This is a genomic window from Pseudomonas sp. CFBP 13711 (assembly GCF_014842265.1).
Taxonomy (GTDB): domain Bacteria; phylum Pseudomonadota; class Gammaproteobacteria; order Pseudomonadales; family Pseudomonadaceae; genus Aquipseudomonas.
Genome location: NZ_JACYVI010000010.1, coordinates 221,827 through 244,443 on the forward strand (window position 1 = coordinate 221,827; position 22,617 = coordinate 244,443).

Sequence of the window (22,617 nt, forward strand, 5' to 3'; positions counted from 1 at the left end):
CTGAACCGATTCAGGTCGATAACAGGGGGATTCCTCTTTCTACGGACAGCCCCCAGATGAACCTCAGACGCCTCAACATTGCTCCCCGCTCGCTGATCTGCTTCGGCTTTTTCGCCGTATTGATCGCCGCCGTCGGACTGTTCTCACTGATGCAATCGTCCAGGCTGAAAGACGCCCGCGACGCCCTGCAGGACAACGTGCTGCCCACCCTCCTCGCCATCGCCGACATCAAAAATGACCTGCTGACCATCCGCCTCGGCAACACCAGCCTGCGCGCCGCACAAAGCCCCGCCAGCACCGACGCCGCCATGAAGCGCGTCAGTCAGGGCCGTGCCGAACTGGAGAAAGACGTGCAGGGCCTGAGGTCATTGCTGATCACCGAGCGTGGCCTGAACGCCTACCGCGAGATGGAGCGCGACATGCAGGCCTACCTCGCCGTGCACACGCGCTTTCTCGACGCCGTGGCGCAAAACGGGATGACATCATCGTTTCGCTGACCGAGCCGTCCGGGGAACAGACCCGCGCGGCCGACGCCCTCGCTAAGGACATCGCGACCATCGCCGACCTGGGCAACCAGAAAATGCAGGACTCGGATGTCGCGGCAGATGAAAGTTACGCTCAGTCCCGCGATGTCATCATTGGCGCCATCGTGATCGCCCTCGCTGCCACCCTCGCCCTGGCTGCGCTGTTTACCCGCAGCCTGGTCGCGCCCATCGCCAAGGCCCTGGCCGTCGCGGAGAACATCGCTGCCAACGACCTGAGCAAGCCGATTCAAGTGGACGGTTCCGATGAGCCGGGCCGCCTGCTGCAAGCGCTGTCGGTGATGCAGCAGAACCTGCGCCACACCCTCTCGGAGCTGGGCCATTCGTCCAATCAGCTGGCCTCGACTTCTGAAGAAATGACCGCCGTGACCGAAGAATCCCTGCGCGGGGTTCAGCGTCAGAATGACGAAATCAATCAGGCCGCCACCGCCATCAATCAGATGAGCGCAGCGGTGGAAGAAGTCGCCCACAACGCTTCCCTGGCCTCAACGGCGGCGCGGGATTCCAGCGACTCGGCGGAACAGGGCCGCCTGCGGGTCAACGAAACCATCTCGGCGATCAACGAGCTGCATGACTCGGTCGGCAGCACAGCGGATGAGATCAATGGCCTGGCCGGCCAAGTGCAGAACATCAGCGGCGTGCTGGACGTGATCCGCGGCATCGCCGATCAGACCAATCTGCTCGCCCTCAACGCGGCCATCGAAGCGGCCCGCGCAGGCGAAGCCGGACGTGGTTTCGCGGTGGTGGCCGATGAAGTGCGGGCACTGGCCCACCGCACCCAGCAGTCCACCGCCGAGATCGAAAAGATGATCGACTCGATTCAGGGCGGCACACACAAGGCGGTCACGGCCATGGGCCAGAGCAGCGAGCGCGCCCGGGTCAGCCTGGACGTGGCCGGTGCCGCCGGTCGTGCCCTCGCCGAAATCAAAACTGCCATCGTGTTGATCAACGAGCGCAACGTCAGCATCGCCACCGCCACTGAACAACAGGCCCAGGTCGCGCGGGAAGTCGATCGCAACCTGACTAGCATCCGCGACCTGTCACTGCAGACCTCTGCCGGCGCCCATCAGACCTCGGCGGCGAGCAATGAACTGTCGCAACTGGCGGTGGGCCTGAACGGTCTGGTGATGCAATTCAGAACTTAATGGCATCCGCGGAATCGCAACATTGAGCCGCCTGATGGCGGCATCAGATGATTTCGGAGGTAAAGCATGAAGTTTGTAAAGCTGGGTTCCACGGGTCTGGACGTGTCGAGGCTGTGCCTGGGGTGCATGACGTTTGGCGACCCGGATGCCGGCACGCACCCGTGGACGCTGGATGAAAACGCCAGCCGGCCGATCATCAAGCATGCCGTCGAGCAAGGCATCAACTTCTTCGACACGGCCAACAGCTATTCGGCGGGCACCTCGGAAGTCATCGTCGGCAAGCTGCTGAAGGAGTTCACCCGTCGCGAAGAAACCGTCATCGCGACCAAGGTGTTTTTTCCGGCCAACATGTGGGAAGGCTCCAAGCGACCCAACGAACAGGGCCTGTCGAGAAAAGCCATCATGGCCAACATCGACGCCAGCCTGACGCGGCTCGGCACCGATTACGTCGACCTGTACCAGATTCATCGCTGGGATTATCACACCCCCATCGAAGAAACCATGGAAGCGCTGAACGAGGTGGTGCGGGCCGGCAAGGCGCGCTACATCGGCGCGTCGTCGATGTTCGCCTGGCAGTTCGCCAAGGCTCAGCAGGTCGCGACAGCCCATGGCTGGAGCCGCTTCGTGTCCATGCAGAACTACCTCAATCTGCTGTACCGCGAAGAACAGCGCGAAATGATTCCGCTGTGCCTGGATCAGGGCGTCGGCCTGATGCCCTGGAGCCCGATGGCCCGTGGCAGGCTCACCCGGCCCCACGGTCAGCAAACCGAACGCACGAAAACCGACATCTCTGGCCAGTCGTTTTACGAGGCGACGGAAGTCGAAGATGGCCGCGTCATTGATGTGGTCGAGCAGATTGCCGGCGAGCGCGGCGTGCCCATGGCGCAGGTCGCGCTGGCCTGGGTGCTGGCCCAGCGGGGCGTGTCGGCACCGATTGTCGGTGCCTCCAAGCCGCACCATCTGGACGATGCGATCGCGGCGCTGGAACTGGTGCTCAGCGATGATGAAGTGAAACGCCTTGAAGCGCCTTACGTTCCCCATGCTGTCACGGGTTTCGCGTGAAGCCCAACGGTAACTCCGGGCTTGCCACCGGCCGGGCCGTCGTGTTGTTCGACGGCACCTGCAAGCTGTGCAATGGCTGGGCGACCTTCATCATCAGCCAGGACCGCGAGCACCGCCTGACGTTGGCGGCCGTGCAGTCGCCCGAGGGTCAGGCGCTGCTGAAATGGGCCGGGTTGCCCCAGGACAACTTCAACACCATCGTGCTGGTGGAAAACGACCGCTTTTATGTGCGTTCGGACGCGATGTTCAAGATCCTGGCCCACCTGCCCGCCCGATGGCACTGGCTGCTCCTGGCGCGGATTTTCCCGAGGGTTTTGCGCGACTGGCTGTACGACAAAATCGCGCTGAACCGCTACAAGCTGTTTGGCCGTTATGACGCATGTCGCTTGCCTGCTGCGGATCATCCCGGCCGCTTCCTGAACAAGAACGCCCTCAACCACCGCTAAATCTTCAGCGGCTGAAATGCCGTCTTCGTGAGCAAGCTCACTCCCACACGTCCTGCGCATGGCCCGAAATCTCAAGCCGTTCCGCGATCTTGTGGGAGCGAGCTTGCTCGCGAAGGCCATCTTCAGTTCGCAGAAAAAGTGGCCAAATGTACCGGCCCCTTCGTGAGCAAGCTCACTCCCACAGGTCCTGCGCATGACTCGAAATCTCAAGCCGTTCCGCGATCCCGTGGGAGCACTCCCACACGCCTTGCCCATCACTCGAAATCTCGAGCCGTTCCGCGATCTTGTGGGAGCGATCTTGCTCGCGAAAGCTATCTTCAGTCCGCAGAGAAAGTGGCCAAATGTACCGGCCCCTTCGTGAGCAAGCTCACTCCCACAGGTCCTGCGCATGACTCGAAATCCCAAGCCGTTCCGCGATCCCGTGGGAGCACTCCCACACGCCTTGCCCATCACTCGAAATCTCAAGCCGTTCCTCGATCTTGTGGGAGCGAGCTTGCTCGCGAAAGCTATCTTCAGTCCGCAGAGAAAGTGGCCCAATGTCCCGGCCCGTTCGTGAGCAAGCTGACTCCAACACGTTTAGAGCATGGCTCGAGATCTCGGATCAGCCTCAACTCGAGAGATCCCACTATATGGGACGAATAATCACATATTGAGGTATCAGGATATGTCGTCTATGGTGGGACGTCTTCGCTTCCCGCAGCTCCTTATATAAAAACAACAGGAAATCCCATGCCCCAGCCATTAATGGATTCGGGCCTGCACGTCAGCACCATGAAGCGCCTCAACCTCAAGTTGATCCCCTTCCTGATGCTGCTGTACATGGTCGCGTACATCGACAAGTCGAACATCTCCGTCGCCGCGTTGCAGATGAATGCCGAGCTGGGCCTGACCGCTCGCATGTATGGCATCGGAGTGGGGCTGTTCTTTCTGACGTACATCCTTCTTGAAGTCCCGAGCAGCGTCATCCTCACGCGGGTCGGCGCGCGGCGCTGGATTGCGCGGATCATGATCACATGGGGCATCGTCGCTGCGGGCATGGCCTTCGTGCAGAGCGCCAATCAGCTGTACGGCATGCGCCTGTTGCTGGGCGCCGCCGAGGCCGGTTTTACGCCGGGGATCATTTACTACCTGTCGCAGTGGTACCCGAAGACCGATCGGGCCAAAGCCATGTCGTTCTTCTACATCGGCGCCGCGCTGGCGTCGGTGATCGGCCTGCCGCTGTCGGGCGCATTTCTGCACCTGGACGGGTATTTCGGCGTCAGCGGCTGGCGCTGGCTGTTTCTGCTGGAAGGCCTGCCGGCGGTGATCCTCGGGATCGTTGTGTTGCGCTACCTGCCGGATTCGCCGCAGACCACCCACTGGCTGCACGCCGATCAGAAGGAATGGCTGAGCCGGACCATTGCTGCCGAGCAAGCGAGCTCGCCGATCTCCCACCATGCCGCCTGGCAGACCGCGTTTCGCAGCCGTCAGGTCTGGCTGTTGAGCCTGTTCTGGCTGTTGCAGGCGTTCGGCACCATCGGCATCACGCTGTTCCTGCCGCTGATCGTCAAGTCGGTGTCCGGCCAGGAATCGTTCACCGTCAGCGTCATGTCCGCGCTGCCCTTCCTGTTTGCCTGCGTGTTCATGTATTTCAACGGCACCCATTCCGACCGCAAGGGCGAGCGCGGCTGGCACCTGGCGCTGCCGCTCATGGCGGCCGGTGTGCTGCTGGCGCTGGCAGTGTGGACCAGCAACCCGTGGCTGGCCTACGGCTTGCTGGTGGTGGCGGTCGGTCTGAACTGGGCCGCCACGCCGGTGTTCTGGGCGACCACCACCGAATACCTGTCGGGTGCTGCCGCTGCGGCGTCCATCGCGCTGATCAACTCTATCGCCAACATCGCCGGCCTTGGCCTGCCGCCCGTCATGGGCTGGATCAAGGACGCCACGCAAAGCTACGACTACGCGCTGCTGCTGGTCTCCGCAGCTTTGGTCGCTGGCGGTGTGCTGGGACTGTTCCTGGCCCGCGCGCCCCGTGCCGCACCGGTCACCGCCCGCGCAACTGCTCCCGCTGCGGCGCCTGTCCCAAGAGGTTTAGATGAAGCCAAGGCTCCTTAAAATTGCCCGCTTGCCGGCCATGCTCGATGACGCGCTGAACGCGACCTACGAAGTGGTGGAAGCCGATCAGGACGGCACCGGCGTCGACGAATCGACCGCTGATATCCGCGCCATGGTCGCCAATGGCGAATCCACCGTTAGCCGCCAGTTGATCGACAGCCTCCCTGCGCTGGAAGTCATTGCCGTGTTCGGCGTGGGCTACGACGGCGTCGATGTGGCGGCGGCGCGGGAACGTGGCATCCGCGTCACCCACACCCCCGATGTGCTCACCGAAGACGTGGCGGATTTCGCCATGGCCTTGATGCTGGGCATCGCGCGCAACCTGCGGGTGGCCGACCGTTTCACCCGCTCGGGCGCCTGGGCAGATGGCCCCATCGCCTTCAGCCGCAAGGTCAGCCGGTCGCGACTGGGCATCATTGGTCTGGGCCGCATCGGTGCTGCCATCGCCCGTCGCGCTCAAGGCTTCGACATGTCGATCGCCTACACCGGGCGCCGGCCTCAGGACGTCGAGTTCACCTATTACGCGTCGGCGGTTGAACTGGCTGCGGCGGTGGATTTTCTCGTCGTCGCCGTCGGTGGCGGCGCCAGCACCCATCATCTGGTGGACGCGCAGGTGCTGGAGGCGCTGGGACCGAAGGGCTACCTGATCAACGTCGGCCGTGGCAGCGTGGTCGATGAAAACGCCCTCGCCCGGGCCCTCGCCGAAAGCCGTCTGGCCGGCGCGGCGCTGGACGTCTACGAAAACGAGCCCCACCCCGCCGATGCGCTGCTTGATCTGGACAACGTCCTGCTCACGCCGCACATGGCCAGCGCCACGTGGGACACCCGGCAGGCGATGTCCGATCTGGTCATGGCCAACCTCCACGCCTGGCACAGCGGCACAGACTTGCCCACGCCCGTGCCGGACTAGTCCGACGTCGCCAGCGGCTCGATGAATGAACAACCGAGCCGCAGCAGACAGAATGGGTTGCCTGTTTGCGATGAGGATTTGCAGGTATGGTGTGGCTTTCCCCTGCCAAGGAAGATCCATGGCCACGAACCCCTCCAGCCACGCTCAAAAACACCTCGCCGTTCTGATCGATGCGGACAACGCCCCCGCCGCCATCGTCGAAGGCCTGTTCGAAGAAATCGCCAAATACGGCGTCGCCAGCGTCAAGCGCATCTATGGCGACTGGACCGGGCCGCAGCTCGGCGGCTGGAAAAAGGTCCTGCTCGACCACTCGATCCAGCCCATTCAGCAGTTCGCCTACACCAAAGGCAAGAACGCCACCGACAGCTCGCTGATCATCGACGCCATGGACCTGCTTTACACGCGCCGCTTCGACGGCTTCTGCCTGGTCTCCAGCGACAGCGATTTCACTCGCCTGGCCTCGCGACTGCGCGAGGAAGGCCTGACGGTGATCGGCTTCGGAGAAGAGAAGACGCCGCGACCGTTCGTGGCGGCCTGCGACAAATTCATCTACATCGAACTGCTCCGCGAAGAGGTGATTGCCGCTGCCAGCGCAGAGCAAACGCTCGACGCTCCCGCGCAGTCAGAAATGGCCAAACCCGCAGCGACCGAGACGGCAAAACGGCCCAAGGCGCCCATCAGCTTCATCGCAAAAATCCTCGACGACATCGCCGACGAAGATGGCTGGGTGCAGCTCGGCGCCCTCGGCACCAACATCACCAAGCTGCGACCGGAATTCGACCCGCGCACCCATGGCTACAAAAAGCTCAGCGACCTGATCAAGGGCTACCCGCAGGCGTTCGAGCTGCAAGCCAGACCCGCGTCCAGTGGCACGGCGGTGATGTACGTCAGGCACAAACAAAACGGCAAGTAACCCGACCAGCGTTTCTCATCTATGGAGCCATGCATGCCCATCTATTCAGTCGACTACCGCTTCAACGCTGAACCCCGCAATCATCGCTTCGACCTGAATCAGCCGAAACTGTCAGCGAGCGACGCCGCGATGCACCTGCTTGAGCTGCATTTCGGCGACAGCGAAAACAGCCTGATCATGCCCAACGCCGATGCCGAACCGGATGAAATCATCGAACAGGCCGGCCAGCTCGGGCTGACGGAGATTCGCGTCACGCAGGTCGCTTCCGAGTAGGCCTGCCGACGACGTCCGGTAAAAACGTTGAACCCTGCAGCGGCACCTGCATCCGATCACTACGACTGAACATTTCCCGACTGACAGGTGCCCCATGATCGAGATCAACAGCTACACGACCGTCAAACGACGGGAGCGCGTGCCCCATGACGTGTTCGCCCATTACTGGCGCGACGTCCACGGCCCGCTGTGCTCGCGGCTTCCGGGCTTGGGCTTGTACATCCAGCACCACTTTTCCCGGCAGCAGGATGCTCACCTCTGGCCACTCGCCGATGGCATCAGCGAGATTCAGGATTACGAACTGGACGGTGGGGTGGAGATCGGTTTCGAGTCCGCTGCGGACCAGAAGCAGTTTCAGGAGGCCAGCCCGATTTTGTTTTCGGACGAGCAGAACATGTTCGACGAAACCCTGGCCTACGCCTTGCCCCAAGGCTCGCTGACGCTGACCAATTCGCTGTCGGATGAGCGGTTCAACGGCACCGACACCTTCGACCGCATTCACATCCACTTCAGCCCGCGGGAAACCCTCGCGCAGCTGCACGGATACTTAAAATCGAATCTGGGACCGCTGCTGGCAGCGTCCGATGAAGTGGTGAAAGTCTGCCTGCACCTCTGCGAACCCTTCGAGAACGATGGCCAGCACCCACCTGCGCCCAATGTCGCGCACTTTGCCAACCCGGCCCGCGCCGAACTGGCTGTGCTGGAAATCGCGTTCAAGTCGCCACTGGCGCGTCGGCGTTTTTTCCAGAGCGACGTGTTCCAGAACACCCTGCCTGAACAATCGAAGCACATCGCCCAGCTCAAGACGTTCGCTGTCTCCGGGCTCTACACCTACGTGCGCGACAAGTCCCTGACCACCGCAGGTTTGCGCGGCAGTCGGGCAGCCGAGCTGATTGAATACCTGGGCGCGGTGAATCAGGTTCAGCCGGATGTTGAAGAGCTGATGCTCAAAGGCACGCAGTCCCGCTGACAATTCCGGTCGGCGGCCGTAGACCACGGCTGCCGACGCCTTTCCAGCCTGTGAGCACCCGCCACGGCCTCGCAATTGATCCGATCTATGCATCAAAGGATGAAAAAATAACGATTATCGTCGTCTGAAAATTGCCACAGAATCTCCAGTTACAAGCGCTTACAAACTCAAAAAAAACGCTGGAGAACAACATGCATCAACCGCCAAGCCAGACCTCCTCCGGGAAGTCCAGGGCAGGAATGGTCTTCCGGGTCACCTCCGGAAACTTTCTTGAACAGTTCGACTTCTTCCTCTTCGGCTTCTACGCCACCCAGATCGCCTCCGCTTTCTTTCCCGCCAGCAACGAGTTCGCCTCGTTGATGATGACCTTCGCTGTCTTCGGTGCAGGGTTCTTGATGCGGCCGCTGGGCGCCGTGCTGCTGGGGGCGTACATCGACGACGTCGGCCGCCGTCGCGGTCTGATCGTGACCCTGGCAATCATGGCCAGTGGCACCTTGCTGATCGTCCTGGTGCCGGGTTACGCGACGATCGGCCTGTGGGCACCGGCGCTGGTCTTGCTCGGACGGCTGCTGCAGGGATTCTCCGCAGGTGCAGAGATGGGCGGCGTGTCCGTCTACCTCGCCGAAATGGCAACGCCGGGGCGCAAAGGTTTTTACGCCAGTTGGCAATCGGCCAGTCAGCAAGTGGCCATCGTTGTCGCCGCCGCCCTGGGTTACGGCCTCAATCAATGGCTTGCCCCGACCGAGCTGTCGGCATGGGGCTGGCGCATTCCGTTTGCCGTCGGCTGCCTGATCATCCCGTTCATTTTCCTGCTGCGCCGCAGCCTTGAAGAAACCGCAGAATTCACCACGCGCAAACACCGCCCGACGATGAAGGAAGTGTTCGCAACCCTCCTCGGCAACGCCAGTGTTGTCATCCTCGGGATGCTGATGGTGGCGATGACCACCACCGCCTTTTACATGATCACCGTTTACGCACCGACCTTCGGCCGCTCGGTGCTGCAGCTCAGTACCAGTGATGCGCTGATCGTGACGCTGCTGGTGGGGGTGTCGAACTTCTTCTGGCTGCCCATCGGCGGCGCGCTGAGTGATCGCATGGGGCGCAAGCCGCTGCTGCTGGCGATGTCGCTGCTGACGCTGCTGACGGCCTATCCCGCGCTTTCATTCCTGGCCCAGGCGCCGACCTTTGCCCACATGCTCGAAGTGCTGCTGTGGTTCTCGTTTCTCTACGGCATTTACAACGGCGCGATGATTCCCGCGCTCACGGAAATGATGCCCGTCGAGGTGCGCGTGGCCGGTTTCTCCCTCGCCTACAGCCTGGCGACAGCGATCTTCGGCGGCTTCACGCCGGCTGTCTCGACCTGGCTCATTCACCTGACCGGGGACAAGGCCGCGCCGGCCTACTGGATGATCTTCGCCGCCCTGTGCGCCTTTACCGCGACGCTGGTGCTGTACCGACGTCTCGCCACTCAGTCACTTGCCACTGCTTGAAGGACCCTGTCATGAACTCTTTACTAAAACCCCTCTGCGTGATGGCGCTGACCAGCTGCGCCTACGGCAATCTTGCGTACGCCGAAGCGCTGACCGTCATGACCTCGGGCGGCTTCACTGCCGCCTATCAACACCTGGGGCCGCAATACGCAGAGCACAGCGGCAACACGCTGAAAACGGTGCTCGGCCCGTCGATGGGTAAAGCGGCGGAAGCCATCCCCAACCGGTTGAGTCGCGGCGAGCACGCCGACGTGGTGATCATGGTGGGTTACGCACTGGATGATTTGATCAAGCAGGGCAAGGTCGACGCCGCCTCGCGTGTGGAACTGGCGGACTCGCGCATCGGCATGGTAGTGAAGGCCGGCGCCGACAAACCTGCCATCGGCACCGATGCCGAGCTGAAAGACACCCTGCTGGCGGCCAAGTCAGTGGCCTATTCAGACAGCGCAAGCGGCGTCTACATCGAGAAAGAGCTGTTCAAGAAGCTCGGCGTTCAGCCGCAGCTGGCACCCAAAAGCAAGATGATCGAGCGCATTCCGGTGGCCTCCGTCGTGGCCAAGGGTGACTACCAGCTGGGCTTCCAGCAGGTCGCCGAATTGTTGCCGATCCCCGGCGTGACCTTCGTCGGCAAGATTCCGGAAGACGTGCAATCGGTGACCCGCTATGCCGCCGGGATTCCGAAAAATGCCGATCACCCCGTTGAAGCGAAGGAGCTGCTGAAGTTTTTGTCATCCCCCGACGCCCAGGCGAGCATTCGCGAGACCGGCCTGGACTCAGTCCCGCGGTAACGTCCCGGGCAGCGCGCGAATCCGCTGCTCCAGCTCCAGTGCCGCGGGCGTCAATGTGCGTCCGCGGCGTTTCAGCACGCCCATCTGCCTGATCACCTCCGGCTCCACCAGCCGCACTTTGGCCAGGATCGGGTGGGCAGAGATCGGCATCGCAATGGACGGCACCACCGCAATGCCCAGCCCCGCCTCGACCAGGCCAAGCACCGTCGTCACGTGGCGTGCTTCGCAGACGCTGTTCCTGCCCGGCTGAAAACCTGAAAGCGCGCGATCCAGCACCAGACGATTGCCCGAAGATTTATCCAGCGTGATGCAGTCGTGTTCGCACGCCTGAGCCCAGGTGACGGTGTCGAGGACGGCCAGCGGATGGTCGCGGCGGCAGGCAATCACGTAGTGCTCTTCGAGCAGCGGACTGAACTCGATTTCCGGCGCCAGGTTGCCGGTGAAACTCACCCCGAAATCGGCTTCCCCTGACGCCACCGCTGCACTGACTTCGTTGGCCGAGACGTCGATCAGCCTGATGTTGATCAACGGGTATTGCCCGTGAAAGCTGCGGATCGCATGGGGCAGGAAATAGTAGGCCGCAGACGGTACGCAGGCCACGGTCAGCGTGCCCCTGCGGTTGGCGCCACCGTCGCCGATGCTGAGCAGCGCCAGATCCAGGTCATCCAGGAGACGTTCGACCTGGGGCAGAAACGCTCGCCCAACGTTGGTCAACGATACCTTTCGCGTGGTCCGCTCAAACAGCTTGACCCCCAGGGCGGACTCAAGCTTTTCGATGCGACGGCTCAGCGCCGACTGGGTGATGCGGATGGACTCGGCCGCCCGGCGAAAGCCCTGCTTTTCAACCACCGCACGAAAAGCCTGGAGGTCATTGAGGTCGAAGTTGATGTTCACGGCATGTCGTCGCTTTGATCGTAGACGGGCATCAATGGTAAGGCGCAATGCGTCGGCGAGCCATCCCCGGCCGAGTCCCACGGCTGCCCCTTGCACGGAACGACTGGCCTAATAAAGCGTGTCGGCGATCCGGCCCGGCAGCGCCTTGTCGTACGCGTCGCCGTCAATCGCTGCGTGCGAAACCGCCTTGAGAATCTGACCCGCTGTCGGCAGCGCGCTGCGCGGCACCTGCTTGGACGCATCCCACAGCCCTGCCCTGATCACCGCCCGGCTGCACTGGAAATACACGCTGGTGACGGTGATTTTCAGCACCGACTTCGGCGGCTTCCCGTCCACGGCAAAACGCTCCAGCAGATCGGGCGCGATGGAGATCTGCGCCGTGCCGTTGACGCGCAGGGTTTCGCCCACGCCCGGTACGAGAAACAGCAGCGCGACTCGCGGGTCTTCGACGATGTTGCGCAGGGTGTCGATGCGGTTGTTGCCGCGTCGGTCTGGCAGATACAGCGTCTGGCTGTCTTCGATATGCACGAAGCCTGGCTGATCTCCCCGGGGCGAGGCATCCAGGCCGCCTGCGCCCGACGAGGCGAGGATCACGAAGGACGCCGCTTCGATGAACGGCCGGTACACCGGGTGAATGTGGTCAACTTCTTTGACCAGAGACGGCGGCGCGATCGGGCCATACACCGCTTCCAGTGCCTCTACGGTTGTCAGGTATGAGCTGTCTTTAAGATCCATCGTGGTTCTCTGCGGTTTCTTCTTTAAAGGAAAGGGTCGGTATGCACTGACGCCTTGTCCCCGATTGGGGCAATAGTGGCAGACGCGTGTGGCAGATTGAGCGGCGATCTGATTCACTGCCTGCCTTTTCACCGTCCAGCATCTGCACACCGGGTAACCAGGCATGAACCGTCGCAAGAAACTTAACCAGATCCTCAGAGCCAACGCAAAAAAGGCGAGTGCCAAACTGGCGCCGAAGAACAAAGACACCTACGTCAGCAAGGCCGACCGGTTGAAGCTGGCTGAGGCCACTGCTGAATCCACGACCGAATCCACCCCTGACGCGGTCAGCCCTTCCGAGGCGGTTTGAACACCCTCCATTTGCGATGCGCCGCCAACCCCTGATAAGACCGGCTTCAGCCGGGAAGAGGCCAGTGCGTACGCCATCATTTTTTCAGTGTGATTACCGACGCCTTCCCGGCTGAAGCCGGTCCTACAGGGCGCGCGCGGTGTCAGTGGGACCGGCTTCAGCCGGGAAGAGGCCAGTGCGTACGCCATCAATTTTTCGGTGTGATTGCCGACGCCTTCCCGGCTAAAGCCGGTCCCACAGGGCGCGCGCGGTGTCAGTGGGACCGGCTTCAGCCGGGAAGCGGCCAGCGCGTACGCCATCAATTTTACAGCGTGACTACCGACGCCTTCCCGGCTAAAGCCAGCCCCACAGAAAGCTCCGGTTTCAGCCGGGAATGGTCTTCGATCACCGCCCGCACACGTTCGGCGTCGGCGGCGGTGACCGGGTTGTAGACGATCATCGACAGGTCCAGTCGCCCGTCCACCGCAAAGTTCGAGTATTCCAGCTCGATGATGCCATGGGGGTCATGGCGCAGGCGTTTGGTGCCTTCGCCCTGTAGCCGCACGTCGTTGTCTCCCCACAGCACCGCGAATTCCGGGCTCAGGGTGCATAGTTCTTCCGCCAGCCGGGTGACCTCGGACGCCGCGCCGGCGCGGGTCGCGTCCGCCCGAAACGCTGCGACGATGAAGCGCGCCACCGCATTCCAGTCCGCCTGCCGGGCCTGGGCGCGCGGGTTGCAGAACATCAGCCGCAAGATATTACGTTGCCCCACCGGCAGCAGGCTGTAATCGGTGAAGACCGCCGCCGCTGCGGTGTTCCAGGCCAGCACGTCCCACGTCGCCGTTTTGATGAACGCCGGGCTGAACGCGAGGGTGTCGAGGACCCGTTGCAGTCGCGGCGTCACCCCGTCGGGCGCGCTGTAGACCACTTCCGGCGGATGGCCGAAAGCGAGCATGAACAGGTGCTCGCGCTCGGGTTCGGTCATCAGCAGACTTTCCGCAATCCGGTTCAGCACCTGTGCCGACGGTGCCCCGCCGCGCCCCTGCTCCAGCCACGTGTACCAGGTCGCGCTGATATTGGCGCGCTGCGCGACTTCTTCCCGGCGCAGACCCGGTGTGCGTCGCCGGCCGGCAAAGCCGAAACTGGCCGGATCAAGGCGCGCACGGCAATCCTTCAGATACGTGCCCAGCAAATGAACAGAGGGGTTGGCCATGATGATCCTGTTGGTTTTTATACCCTGATAACGTCACGTCTTTTAAGCGGATAAACGTTACGCGCATCCTGCCGGCTTCAGCAAAAGGAGTTTTCAGCAATGCGCGTATTTCTCACCGGCTCCACAGGTTTTATCGGCTCCCACGTCGCCCGGGAACTACTCGCCGCGGGTCACCAGGTGCTGGGCATGACGCGCTCCCAAGCGGGCTACGACGAATTGCGGGCCATCGGCGCCGAGCCCCATCACGGCACCCTCGAAGACCTCGCCAGCCTCAGACTCGGCGCCGAGCAGTGCGACGCGGTCATTCACACCGCGTTCGATCACGACTTCGCCCACTTCGTCGACAACTGCCAGAAAGATGCGCGGGCCATCGCCGCACTGGGCGAAGCGCTGAACGGCTCGCAGCGCCCGCTGCTGATCACCTCCGGCACGCCGATGGGTTCGCCGGCACCGGGCGAGCCCGCCGATGAAGATCACTTCAATCCCGAGCATCCAAACCCTCGAGCCGCTTCGGAACGGGCAGCAGAGGCGCTGTTGCAACGCGGCCTCAACGTGGTGGTGATGCGTCTGTCGCAGATCCACGACACGGTCAAACAGGGCCTGGTCACCGAACTCATCAAGCACGCGCTGGGGACCGGCGTCTCGGCGTATGTCGACGGCGGAATGAATCACTGGTCCGCCGCGCACATTTCTGACACAGCCCAGCTGTACCGACTCGCGCTGGAAAAACACCAACCCGGCGCTCGCTATCACGCAACCGCCGAAAGCCACATCCCCTTCCACCTCATCGCCGAAGCCCTGGGTGAAGGCCTGGGACTGCCCGTTGTTTCAGTGCCAGCCGACGAGGCGATGGCGAGGTTCGGTTGGCTGTCGAGCTTTGTGGGACGGGATATGTCGAGCAACAGCAGCAAAACCCGGGCGCGATTGGGCTGGGCGCCGACCGGGCCGGGTTTGATTGAAGATCTCAAAGGGTGTTTTGAACGGCGGTGAATGATCCGTAGAGACGCCGAGCTGCCGATCCCAACCAAGGGCCCGTGCGCGCCACGGGCCTACAACGCGTCAGAACCCCACGAGAAGCGATAAGCGCGCACGGGCGCCGGCGGTTGGCAACGACCATTGTCCGCGTCGGCGCCGACGATCAACCACTCGGCCCTCGACGTTGATCCCAGCTGGCGAGCCTTGTCGGCCATGAAACAGCGCTCCAGCTCAGCGGCGGGCACCAGGGCAAAGGCGGATGGATGGGTGCGCAGCCAGAGCGCCGCGTGCTCGACGGCGGTTTGATCGGCAAACCCGAAATGCACCACCGGCTGGCGGGCGAACAGCCAGTGCCCTTCCCGCCAGCCGACCAGCACCAGTTCGGCGCCGTCGGTCAGCCGGGCCGCTTCGCCCATCAGCACCTTGTGGGGGTTGGGGCCCTCGGTGAACGGTTCGACGAAGCCACGGCCGAACCATAGGCAAAACCATGCCACCACCGCCACGCCAAACACAGCGCGGGCCTTCGGACGATTGCCAAACCAGCGGCGAAGCAGCCACGGAATCAGCGGCGCGGCGGCCAGCACCAGGCCGGGTAGCGCAGGGAAGATATAGATTTTGCGCTTGCCGGTGCTCAGGCAGAAAAACAGCACCACCAGGACCACCCAGCCCAGCAACAACAAGATCCGTGCGTCGTGCTTTCGCAATTGGCGACGCCAGGCGGGTACCAGCCACGGCAACGCCAGCACCAGCGGCAGCCAGTACTGCGGAATGACAGTGAGGAAATACCAGAACGGTTCGCGGTGATCCCAGGCCGACGCGTAGCGGCCACCGGTCTGGTGAAACAGGATTTCCTTCAGGTAGGCCACTTCGTCAGCGCCACCCTTGAGCCAGACCGTGGCGAGCAGCGGCACAAGCCAGACTGCACATCCCGCCAGCACCACCAGAAAACCGGCCGCCCAGCGAAGCCCCTGCCCCGGCATGACGGTCACACCAGGCCAGCCCTTTCGCACGGCATAGACGTAGGGCACCAGCATCAATGCCGGCAGAAAACCCACCCCTTTGCTGATGATGCCCAGGCCCATGGCCAGACACGCGACGTAGAACCAGCCCCACGCCGGTCCCAGCAGCAGATGACGGACCATGCCGTAGAAGCCGAGCGCGACCCACAGGCACAGGAAGCTGTCGATCTGGCCGGTACGCAGAATGCTGTAGGTCTGGTAAGTCGCCAGAAACAGCAGCACGGCGATGCGACCCACCCTGCGGCACCACAGGCGCCGGCCCAGGTCGTACAACACTGCGGTGGCCGTTCCCGCCGAGAGCAGGCCCGGGATGAAAAGTGCCAGCGACGGCGAACCGGTCAGCCAGGTGAAAACCGCGACCGTCCACATGAACAAGGGTGGTTTGTCGCCGTAGATTTCACCGGCCCGATGGGGGATCAGCCAACTGCCGCTGTGCAGCATTTCCAGCGCGACGCCCAGAAACCGTTCTTCGTCGACATTCAGCGGCTGCCGGATGCCAAAGCCGGCGCCGACCAGAATCAGCGCGAGCGCCACCAGCGCCAGGCACTGCAACGCGGGAGAATGAACACGTCCCACCGGCTATTCCTTAAGGTCTTTGTGTTTGGCAATCAGCTGCAGGTTGCGCAGGTAAACCACAAAGCCAAATGACTGACCGATGATGAACACCGGGTCTTCGCGGTAGATGGCGTAGAGCAGCAACAACGCGCTGCCGAGCATGCTCAGGTACCAGAAGCCCACCGGAATCACGCTGCGTTTCTTGATTTCGCTGTACAGCCACTGCAAGACGAAACGGCCGGTGAAGACCGCCTGCCCGAGAAATCCCACCGTGAGCCAGAGCGTTTCGCGGGTGAAATTCATCCGTTCATCTCCTCGGGCCGGGTGTTGAGTCGCGTGCGGCGCACCAGCCACCAGACCCCGAACAGGTCGAGGATGCCGACCAGTGCGCGGTCGAAGTTGCCGTAGTTGGAAACGCCGGCCTGACGATGACGGTGGTGAACCGGATGAACGATCATTCGGCCGTGATGGCGCTGGATCAGCGCGGGAATGAAGCGGTGCATGTGGTCGAAGTAAGGCAGCTGCAGAAACGCCGCTCGATGAATCAGCTTCAGCCCGCAGCCCGTATCAGGCGTGGCGTCCTTGAGCAGGCGGCTGCGCAAGGCATTGGCGAAACGGGACGCCCAGCGCTTGCTCGCGGTGTCTCGCCGGTCGACCCGATGCCCCGCCACCAACCTCACCGGCTGGCCCTGGTTCCGGTCATTGCCCTGCCCGGTATTGCGCACCAGCGCCAGCATGCCGGGCAAGTCGGCGGGGTCGTTCTGGCCATCGCCGTCCAGGGTCGCCAGCCACTCACCGCGCGCGGCCTGGGCGGCATGCCAGATCGACGTGCTCTGCCCGAGGGAAACCCCGTGGTGCAGGATGCGCAGGGGCTCAAATCCTGAGGCCTTGATCTGCTGCAGCACACGCAGCGTGTCGTCGGTGCTGCCGTCGTCGACCACCAACACCTCGTAGCGCTCCCCGGCCAGCGCGGTGCGTATTTCATGGAGCAACGAAGGCAGGTTTTGCGCTTCGTTTTTTGCCGGGATCAACACCGACACAAACACCGATTCACTCATCACGCCCACCGCGCCTCTTGTTTTGATTGTCTGGCCTGTTTGCTCTGGTCGCAGGAATAGAAGTCGCCGTACCAGCGCACGAATTCAGCCACGCCCTGCTCAAGCCCAACCTGCGGACTGAAGTCGATCCATTTCGCCAGCCCGGAGACATCCGCCCAGGTCTGCAGCACGTCGCCCGGCTGAAGCGGCAGATAGTTGCGCCTGGCCTGAATCCCCAGCGCCGACTCCAGGCAGTGGACGAAGTCGAGCAGCTTCACCGGCGCACCTCGCCCGATGTTGAAAAGCTGACACGGCGCGCGCCCTTCCATGAGTGGCGGTGGTCGGGGCAACAGCCGGTTCATCGACTCGATGATGTCGTCGACGTAGGTGAAATCCCGCGCCATCTCGCCGTCGTTGTAGATATCGATGGGCTCGCCTTTGAGGATGGCCCGGGTAAATTTGAACAGCGCCATGTCCGGCCGCCCCCAGGGGCCGTAGACGGTGAAAAACCGCAGGCCCGTCGCAGGAATCCGGTACAGATGCGAGTAGCTGTAGGCCATGAGCTCGTTGGCGCGCTTGGTCGCGGCGTACAGGGAAACGGGCTGTTCAACGGCGTCTTCCACGGCAAACGGCATCTTGGTGTTGGCGCCGTACACCGAGCTGCTCGACGCATAAACAAGGTGCTTTACGGGGTGTGCCCGGCAGGCTTCAAGGACATTGAGAAACCCGACCAGGTTGGCATCGGCGTACACGCCCGGGTGGTCGATGGAATACCGAACACCGGCCTGGGCCGCCAGATGAATGACCTCACTGAAGCCGGACGCGCTGAACAGCCCGAGCAAAGCCTGTGGGTCGACGATGTCGATGGGCTGAAACTGAAAGGAGGGGTAATTTTCCAGCTGCGCCAGTCGGGCACGCTTGAGATCGACGCTGTAGTAGTCGTTCAGGTTGTCGATGCCCACCACTTGAACGCCCTGGCTGCACAACTTCCTGGCCATGTGAAAGCCGATGAATCCCGCCACCCCGGTGATCAGCACCGTCATTGGGTTATCGCCTGGCGGTGGCATCGAGCCTGGGTAGGTCCTGCGTATCCTGCGCTTAAGACAGTGACATTCATTTCATGAGTCCTTTGACAGAACCGGCCAACCGCCCGAAATCCCTGGGTCAGCTGTCCGTTTCTGCTGGATGCTTGATCAAGCGACATGAAACTGTGTCACAGCAATATTTAAGCAATGTGAACAGGGTGAGCGGCCCATCGTGTGATGCGCTCGAGACGTGGACCGAGCGAAGCCCAAAGCTGTTGAGCCGCCCGCTCTCGCGCAGCCTGACGGTTTTTTGCCGACAGGGAACCTCGTTCGCATTTATTGACACCCACACGGTCAACCCCTGAGCGTCATTCCCTCGGCGCCTTCAAATCCCATCAAGCTCCATGTCAAAAGGACAATGTCATGGCTTCAAGAGACAGCAAGCCCACCATCGATTACACCGTACGAACCGGTCCAGGCACCGTGCAAGTGGACCCCTCCACGGGGGCCGATCAAACCTGGAGCATCATTCTTCAGCCGGACGGCAAGATCCTCGTCGGCGGCGAAAGCTTCCAGACCGCCATTGGTTATCCAGGCTCGCCGGGCGATGAAAGCTACGGAACACGCGGCAGCTTCACGTCGGTGCGCCTGAACAGCGACGGCAGCCTGGACAGCAGTTTCAGCCAGGACGGGATTGCCCTCGTGCCCGCCAGCCTGGATCCGGAAGATGAGGCTTACTACGTCATGGCCGTGCAGGCCGACGGTAAAGTCCTGTCGGCGCAGCCTGGGCTTGGCGGTTTGAAAGTCGAACGCTTCAACCTCGATGGCACCCTGGACACCACGTTCGGCAAAGGCGGCGCCGCAGCCCTTGATGTACCGATCAGCACCGATGGAATGGCGATTTACGCCACAGCCGATGGTTCGGTGTACGTCAGCGCTCGCGGCACCTCGCAAGCCGTGGTGTTCAAGCTGGACAGCAGCGGTACGCCGGCGGAAAACATCGGTGTCGACGGCACACTCGTCCTCAACCCGACCGGCTATTACGGCACCGGCAATATCGCCACCGTTGTGCAGCCCGACGGCAGCGTATTGCTCGGCAGCTGGCTGTACGTGGGCTCCGAGGGGCCTCACGACCCGGGCGATCCGGTGTATGCCGTTCAGCGACTTGCAGCCGACGGCAACCTGGATACCACGTTTGGCGTGGACGGCGTGGTGTACTTCGATACCGCCCTGGGGCTGGACTACCGCGCCGCGATGACCGTGCAAGCCGATGGCAAGATCATCATTGCCGGCGAGAGTCATGACAGTACCACCTTCAACGTACTGCGGCTGAATGCGGACGGTGCCTTCGACACCTCCTTCAGCGGTGATGGCAAGCTCACCCTTCAGGTGCCCCAAGGGGACTCCGCCTATGCCCACTCGGCCATCGTTCAGCCCGATGGCAAGATCCTTATCGCCGGCGACGTGATCACTCGACTGAACGCCGATGGCAGCCTGGACACCACCTTTGGCAGCCAGGACGGGCAATACCACGTGGACGGCTCCAGCGAGGCCAATCACCTGATTGGCAACGACACGGCAGAGATCATCCGCGGCCTGGGCGGTGACGACGTGCTGCAAGGCGCCGGTGGCCGTGACGTACTGACAGGCGGGATGGGCGCAGACATTTTCCGCTTCAGCCAGATCAGCGACAGCTACCGCACCGCTACGGAAACCGGCAGCGACCGGATTCTGGACTTCGACGCCTCCCAGGACCGCGTAGACCTGATTGCTTTGGGTTTCACCGGCATTGGCGACGGCCACAATGGCACGCTGGCCATCCAGGCCAACGCTGACGGCACCCGCACTTACCTGAAAAGTTTCGATGCCAATGTCGACGGGCAGCGCTTTGAACTGGCGCTCGAAGGCAACCTGACGGGGCAGTTGAACAGTAACAATCTGGTGTTCACGGCCCCCACCGTCGAAGGAACGGCTGGCAAGGACGTGATCACGGGGAGTGCCATGTCGGAGGTCATCTACGGCCTGGCCGGTAACGACCGCATCGATGGCGGCAGAGGCTCGGATGTGATCATCGGGGGCGCGGGTGCCGACCTGCTGAGCGGCGGCGACGACCCGAACCTTTCAGTCTATGGCCGAGATGGCATCAATGACGCTGACGTGTTCCGCTACACGGCAGCCAGCGACAGCTATCGCACCGACAGCCAGAGCTTCGTGGACCTGATTGTCCGGTTCGCCAACAACAACGACAAGATCGACGTGTCGGCGCTGGGTTACACGGGTTTCGGTGACGGTACCGGGACCACACTGAAAATGATCTATAACGACGACCTGGACCGCACCTACCTCAAGGATGTGGAAGCGGACGCTCAGGGCCATCGCTTCGAAATCGCCCTCACCGGCGACTGGACCCTGGACCTGCGCAACTCCGACATGATCTTTGCGCAGGCGCAGGAAGTGACCCTCGTGGGCATGGCCAGCGAGGCTGCCCTCGGCTAACAGGCGGGGTGCGACGAGGGGAACGGCTCATGCGCGTTCCCCTCGTTCAACGCTTAGCGCCGGTGATCCGCATCAACCCACTCGTTATAGGACTTCAAGATCCGCATCGGTGTAGCTGCAACCATCCAGCCGCCACTCCCGTCTACAGCCTTCGATTTCATGACCCCATGCTTTGGCTGCGCGTGCCCGCGAACACCAAACCTATGAGCCATCGGCGTGTCGTGACATGGATGACGCCACTGAATCAATGGGCCGTACGGATAATGACCTTACCGCAGGCATGCCCGGTGGCGACTTTCTCCAGTGCGGCGCGGGTCTCGTCCAGGGCGAAGATCGAGTCGGTCACAACCTGCAATTGCCCTGCACTGAACTGCCGCACCGCCTCCTGGAGATAGGGGGTGGCGCTGGCAAAGAACACGGCTTCCCCGGCATGGTCTTCGCGGGATTCGATGTCGAACTCCACGAGGGTCGCAATCCGTCCACCCTTGCCGAGTACCGACCAGGAGCTTTCCAGCGTCGGGCCGCCGACCGTGTCGAGCACCAGGTCGATGTCACGCAGGGTGGTGAAATCCTCGGTGCGATAATCGATCGCCTCGTCTGCACCCAGGCTTTTCACCCGCTCGATGTTGCGCGCCGAAGCCGTGGCGATGACATAAGCGCCAGCCGCGTGCGCCAACTGCACCGCCATGCTGCCCACACCGCCCGCGCCCGCATGTATCAAGACGCGTTGACCGGGCTTCAATTGCCCCACCTCAAACAACGCCTGCTGCGCAGTGCCGAAGGTCGTCGGCAGCGCCGCCGCCTGCTCGAAACTCATGGAAGCCGGAATCAGACAAAGCTCGGTGGCAGCGATTATCAGCTGCCGGGCAAAGGCGCCACCCGCAGTGGGGGTGCTGCGGCCGAACACGCGATCACCGGGTTTCAGGTGGCTCACCTGCTCACCGACGCTGCTGACGATGCCGCTGAAATCGGTGCCCGGGGTGTATGGCAGCTCAACCGGAAAGACCGGCTGCATGTACCCAGCGATGATCTTCAGATCCAGCGGGTTGACGCTGGCGGCCTCGACGCCCACGAGGAGCTCGTCAACGCCTGGCTTGCTCAGATCGAGGTTGTGCAGCGTGACGACCTCAGGACCGCCGAATACAGAAATGGACGCTGTTTTCATGAGGGCTTTCTCTTCGTTGCTCAGGCTTGAGGGAATTGACCGAGTTGCAGGAACAGACCGAACCAGTCCTCCATGTGCCACGTGGTAACGACCCGCCCGTTCTCCAGTGCGTGAAACTCATGCAAACGGAAGCTCACCTGTTTGCCCGTGGCGGCGATGCCAAATAGCTCGCCGAGGTGGGTGCCGGTTATTTCAGCCCGTACGGCGACCTGACCAGGGGCCTGAACCATGTTGTGAATGACGATGCGCACATCCGGAAACGCGTCGGCGAGGCTGCGGATAATCGGTTTGATGCCATCGGGGCCTGGGCCTTGCCCGGGTGCCAGGGGGATGTCATCCCAGTCGGCAGCCAGCACGCTGTCGACGAGGTCGGGATTGTTCTCGCTGAAGGCGCGGTAGAGGGTCTCGACGGCCTGGCGTTCGGTCTGAAGGCGGGTGGCAAGTTCTGCGGTAGACATAAGATTGCTCTCGGCGTGGGGTATGGCGAGAGTGTGAGCGCAGGGCTACCATCCGTATAACAAATGGCTCGTATATAGGTTTAT

The 22,617-nt window shown here is 62.3% G+C and carries 23 protein-coding genes and 1 pseudogene; 15 read left to right on the forward strand and 9 right to left on the reverse strand.

Annotated elements, in window-relative coordinates; genetic code table 11:
• Positions 1-56 precede the first annotated feature (56 nt).
• The 12 genes and pseudogenes from IFT47_RS27980 (at position 57) to IFT47_RS19445 (ending at position 10,633) form a co-directional block, all read left to right on the forward strand.
• Entirely contained in the window at positions 57-497 is a 441-nt protein-coding gene (locus tag IFT47_RS27980; protein ID WP_192173517.1) for an MCP four helix bundle domain-containing protein, read from the forward strand.
• An 83-nt stretch (positions 498-580) separates the two neighbouring features.
• Positions 581-781: pseudogene (locus tag IFT47_RS28220) on the forward strand (methyl-accepting chemotaxis protein); the annotation flags it as partial.
• A gap of 201 nt (positions 782-982) precedes the next feature.
• Positions 983-1,687 carry a methyl-accepting chemotaxis protein gene (locus IFT47_RS28225; protein ID WP_446731166.1) on the forward strand — a complete coding sequence of 235 codons (705 nt, stop codon included), beginning with the start codon at positions 983-985 and terminating at the stop codon, positions 1,685-1,687.
• 66 nt (positions 1,688-1,753) lie between these two features.
• Positions 1,754-2,749: an aldo/keto reductase gene (locus tag IFT47_RS19405; protein ID WP_192173515.1), complete on the forward strand. Its 996-nt coding sequence runs from the start codon at positions 1,754-1,756 to the stop codon at positions 2,747-2,749.
• Positions 2,746-3,195: a DCC1-like thiol-disulfide oxidoreductase family protein gene (locus IFT47_RS19410; protein ID WP_192173514.1), complete on the forward strand. Its 450-nt coding sequence runs from the start codon at positions 2,746-2,748 to the stop codon at positions 3,193-3,195. The genes IFT47_RS19405 and IFT47_RS19410 overlap by 4 nt, the downstream gene beginning before the upstream one ends.
• 729 nt (positions 3,196-3,924) lie before the next feature.
• On the forward strand, positions 3,925-5,289 hold the full coding sequence (locus tag IFT47_RS19415; RefSeq protein WP_192173513.1) for an MFS transporter: 1,365 nt from the start codon (positions 3,925-3,927) through the stop codon (positions 5,287-5,289).
• A complete protein-coding gene (locus IFT47_RS19420) occupies positions 5,270-6,199 on the forward strand; it encodes a 2-hydroxyacid dehydrogenase (protein ID WP_192173512.1) in 930 nt (309 codons plus the stop codon). Before IFT47_RS19415 ends, IFT47_RS19420 begins: the two co-directional genes overlap by 20 nt.
• Before the next feature lie 118 nt (positions 6,200-6,317).
• Positions 6,318-7,112 carry an NYN domain-containing protein gene (locus IFT47_RS19425; RefSeq protein WP_192173511.1) on the forward strand — a complete coding sequence of 265 codons (795 nt, stop codon included), beginning with the start codon at positions 6,318-6,320 and terminating at the stop codon, positions 7,110-7,112.
• Between the two features lie 33 nt (positions 7,113-7,145).
• A complete protein-coding gene (locus IFT47_RS19430; RefSeq protein WP_192173510.1) occupies positions 7,146-7,385 on the forward strand; it encodes a hypothetical protein in 240 nt (79 codons plus the stop codon).
• A gap of 94 nt (positions 7,386-7,479) precedes the next feature.
• Positions 7,480-8,355, forward strand: coding sequence for an EthD domain-containing protein (locus IFT47_RS19435; RefSeq protein WP_192173509.1), 876 nt, complete (start codon positions 7,480-7,482; stop codon positions 8,353-8,355).
• Positions 8,356-8,546: 191 nt separating this feature from the next.
• The gene (tcuC, locus tag IFT47_RS19440) at positions 8,547-9,845 is read left to right on the forward strand and encodes an MFS transporter (RefSeq protein ID WP_192173508.1); all 1,299 of its coding nucleotides are present in this window, start codon (positions 8,547-8,549) and stop codon (positions 9,843-9,845) included.
• 41 nt (positions 9,846-9,886) lie between these two features.
• Positions 9,887-10,633 (forward strand): substrate-binding domain-containing protein, encoded by a 747-nt coding sequence (locus IFT47_RS19445; RefSeq protein WP_244655981.1) that lies wholly within the window; start codon positions 9,887-9,889, stop codon positions 10,631-10,633.
• Here IFT47_RS19445 and IFT47_RS19450 read toward each other — a convergent pair.
• Together IFT47_RS19450 and IFT47_RS19455 are read right to left on the reverse strand one after the other, a co-directional pair.
• Positions 10,619-11,527, reverse strand: a complete 909-nt coding sequence (locus IFT47_RS19450; protein WP_192173506.1) for a LysR substrate-binding domain-containing protein — start codon at positions 11,525-11,527, stop codon at positions 10,619-10,621. The genes IFT47_RS19445 and IFT47_RS19450 overlap by 15 nt on opposite strands.
• Positions 11,528-11,635: 108 nt before the next feature.
• Complete coding sequence (locus IFT47_RS19455) at positions 11,636-12,262, reverse strand: pyridoxamine 5'-phosphate oxidase family protein (protein WP_192173505.1); 627 nt, start codon at positions 12,260-12,262, stop codon at positions 11,636-11,638.
• Between the two features lie 163 nt (positions 12,263-12,425).
• Here IFT47_RS19455 and IFT47_RS19460 point away from each other — a divergent pair, with 163 nt between their 5' ends.
• The gene (locus IFT47_RS19460) at positions 12,426-12,611 is read left to right on the forward strand and encodes a DUF2986 domain-containing protein (protein ID WP_192173504.1); all 186 of its coding nucleotides are present in this window, start codon (positions 12,426-12,428) and stop codon (positions 12,609-12,611) included.
• 304 nt (positions 12,612-12,915) lie between these two features.
• On the opposite strand, the gene IFT47_RS19465 is transcribed toward IFT47_RS19460, so the two are convergent.
• Positions 12,916-13,803 (reverse strand): helix-turn-helix transcriptional regulator, encoded by an 888-nt coding sequence (locus tag IFT47_RS19465; RefSeq protein ID WP_192173503.1) that lies wholly within the window; start codon positions 13,801-13,803, stop codon positions 12,916-12,918.
• 99 nt (positions 13,804-13,902) lie between these two features.
• On the opposite strand from IFT47_RS19465, the gene IFT47_RS19470 reads away from it, so the two are divergent.
• Positions 13,903-14,793, forward strand: a complete 891-nt coding sequence (locus tag IFT47_RS19470) for an SDR family oxidoreductase (RefSeq protein ID WP_192173502.1) — start codon at positions 13,903-13,905, stop codon at positions 14,791-14,793.
• A 59-nt stretch (positions 14,794-14,852) separates the two neighbouring features.
• Here IFT47_RS19470 and IFT47_RS19475 read toward each other — a convergent pair whose 3' ends face one another.
• From IFT47_RS19475 to IFT47_RS19490, 4 genes are read right to left on the reverse strand one after another with little or no spacing between them, the layout of a single operon-like run.
• Complete coding sequence (locus IFT47_RS19475; protein ID WP_192173501.1) at positions 14,853-16,373, reverse strand: glycosyltransferase family 39 protein; 1,521 nt, start codon at positions 16,371-16,373, stop codon at positions 14,853-14,855.
• A 3-nt stretch (positions 16,374-16,376) separates the two neighbouring features.
• The gene (locus IFT47_RS19480; RefSeq protein ID WP_192173500.1) at positions 16,377-16,655 is read right to left on the reverse strand and encodes a lipid-A-disaccharide synthase N-terminal domain-containing protein; all 279 of its coding nucleotides are present in this window, start codon (positions 16,653-16,655) and stop codon (positions 16,377-16,379) included.
• Entirely contained in the window at positions 16,652-17,410 is a 759-nt protein-coding gene (locus IFT47_RS19485; protein ID WP_192173499.1) for a glycosyltransferase family 2 protein, read from the reverse strand. Before IFT47_RS19485 ends, IFT47_RS19480 begins: the two co-directional genes overlap by 4 nt.
• Complete coding sequence (locus IFT47_RS19490) at positions 17,410-18,432, reverse strand: NAD-dependent epimerase/dehydratase family protein (protein WP_192173498.1); 1,023 nt, start codon at positions 18,430-18,432, stop codon at positions 17,410-17,412. Before IFT47_RS19490 ends, IFT47_RS19485 begins: the two co-directional genes overlap by 1 nt.
• Before the next feature lie 405 nt (positions 18,433-18,837).
• Between IFT47_RS19490 and IFT47_RS19495 the strand changes: the two genes are divergently transcribed.
• The gene (locus IFT47_RS19495; protein ID WP_192173497.1) at positions 18,838-20,910 is read left to right on the forward strand and encodes a calcium-binding protein; all 2,073 of its coding nucleotides are present in this window, start codon (positions 18,838-18,840) and stop codon (positions 20,908-20,910) included.
• Between the two features lie 244 nt (positions 20,911-21,154).
• Here IFT47_RS19495 and IFT47_RS19500 read toward each other — a convergent pair whose 3' ends face one another.
• On the reverse strand, positions 21,155-22,075 hold the full coding sequence (locus IFT47_RS19500) for an NADP-dependent oxidoreductase (protein ID WP_192173496.1): 921 nt from the start codon (positions 22,073-22,075) through the stop codon (positions 21,155-21,157).
• 20 nt (positions 22,076-22,095) lie between these two features.
• Positions 22,096-22,533, reverse strand: a complete 438-nt coding sequence (locus IFT47_RS19505; protein WP_192173495.1) for an ester cyclase — start codon at positions 22,531-22,533, stop codon at positions 22,096-22,098.
• Positions 22,534-22,617: the final 84 nt, after the last annotated feature.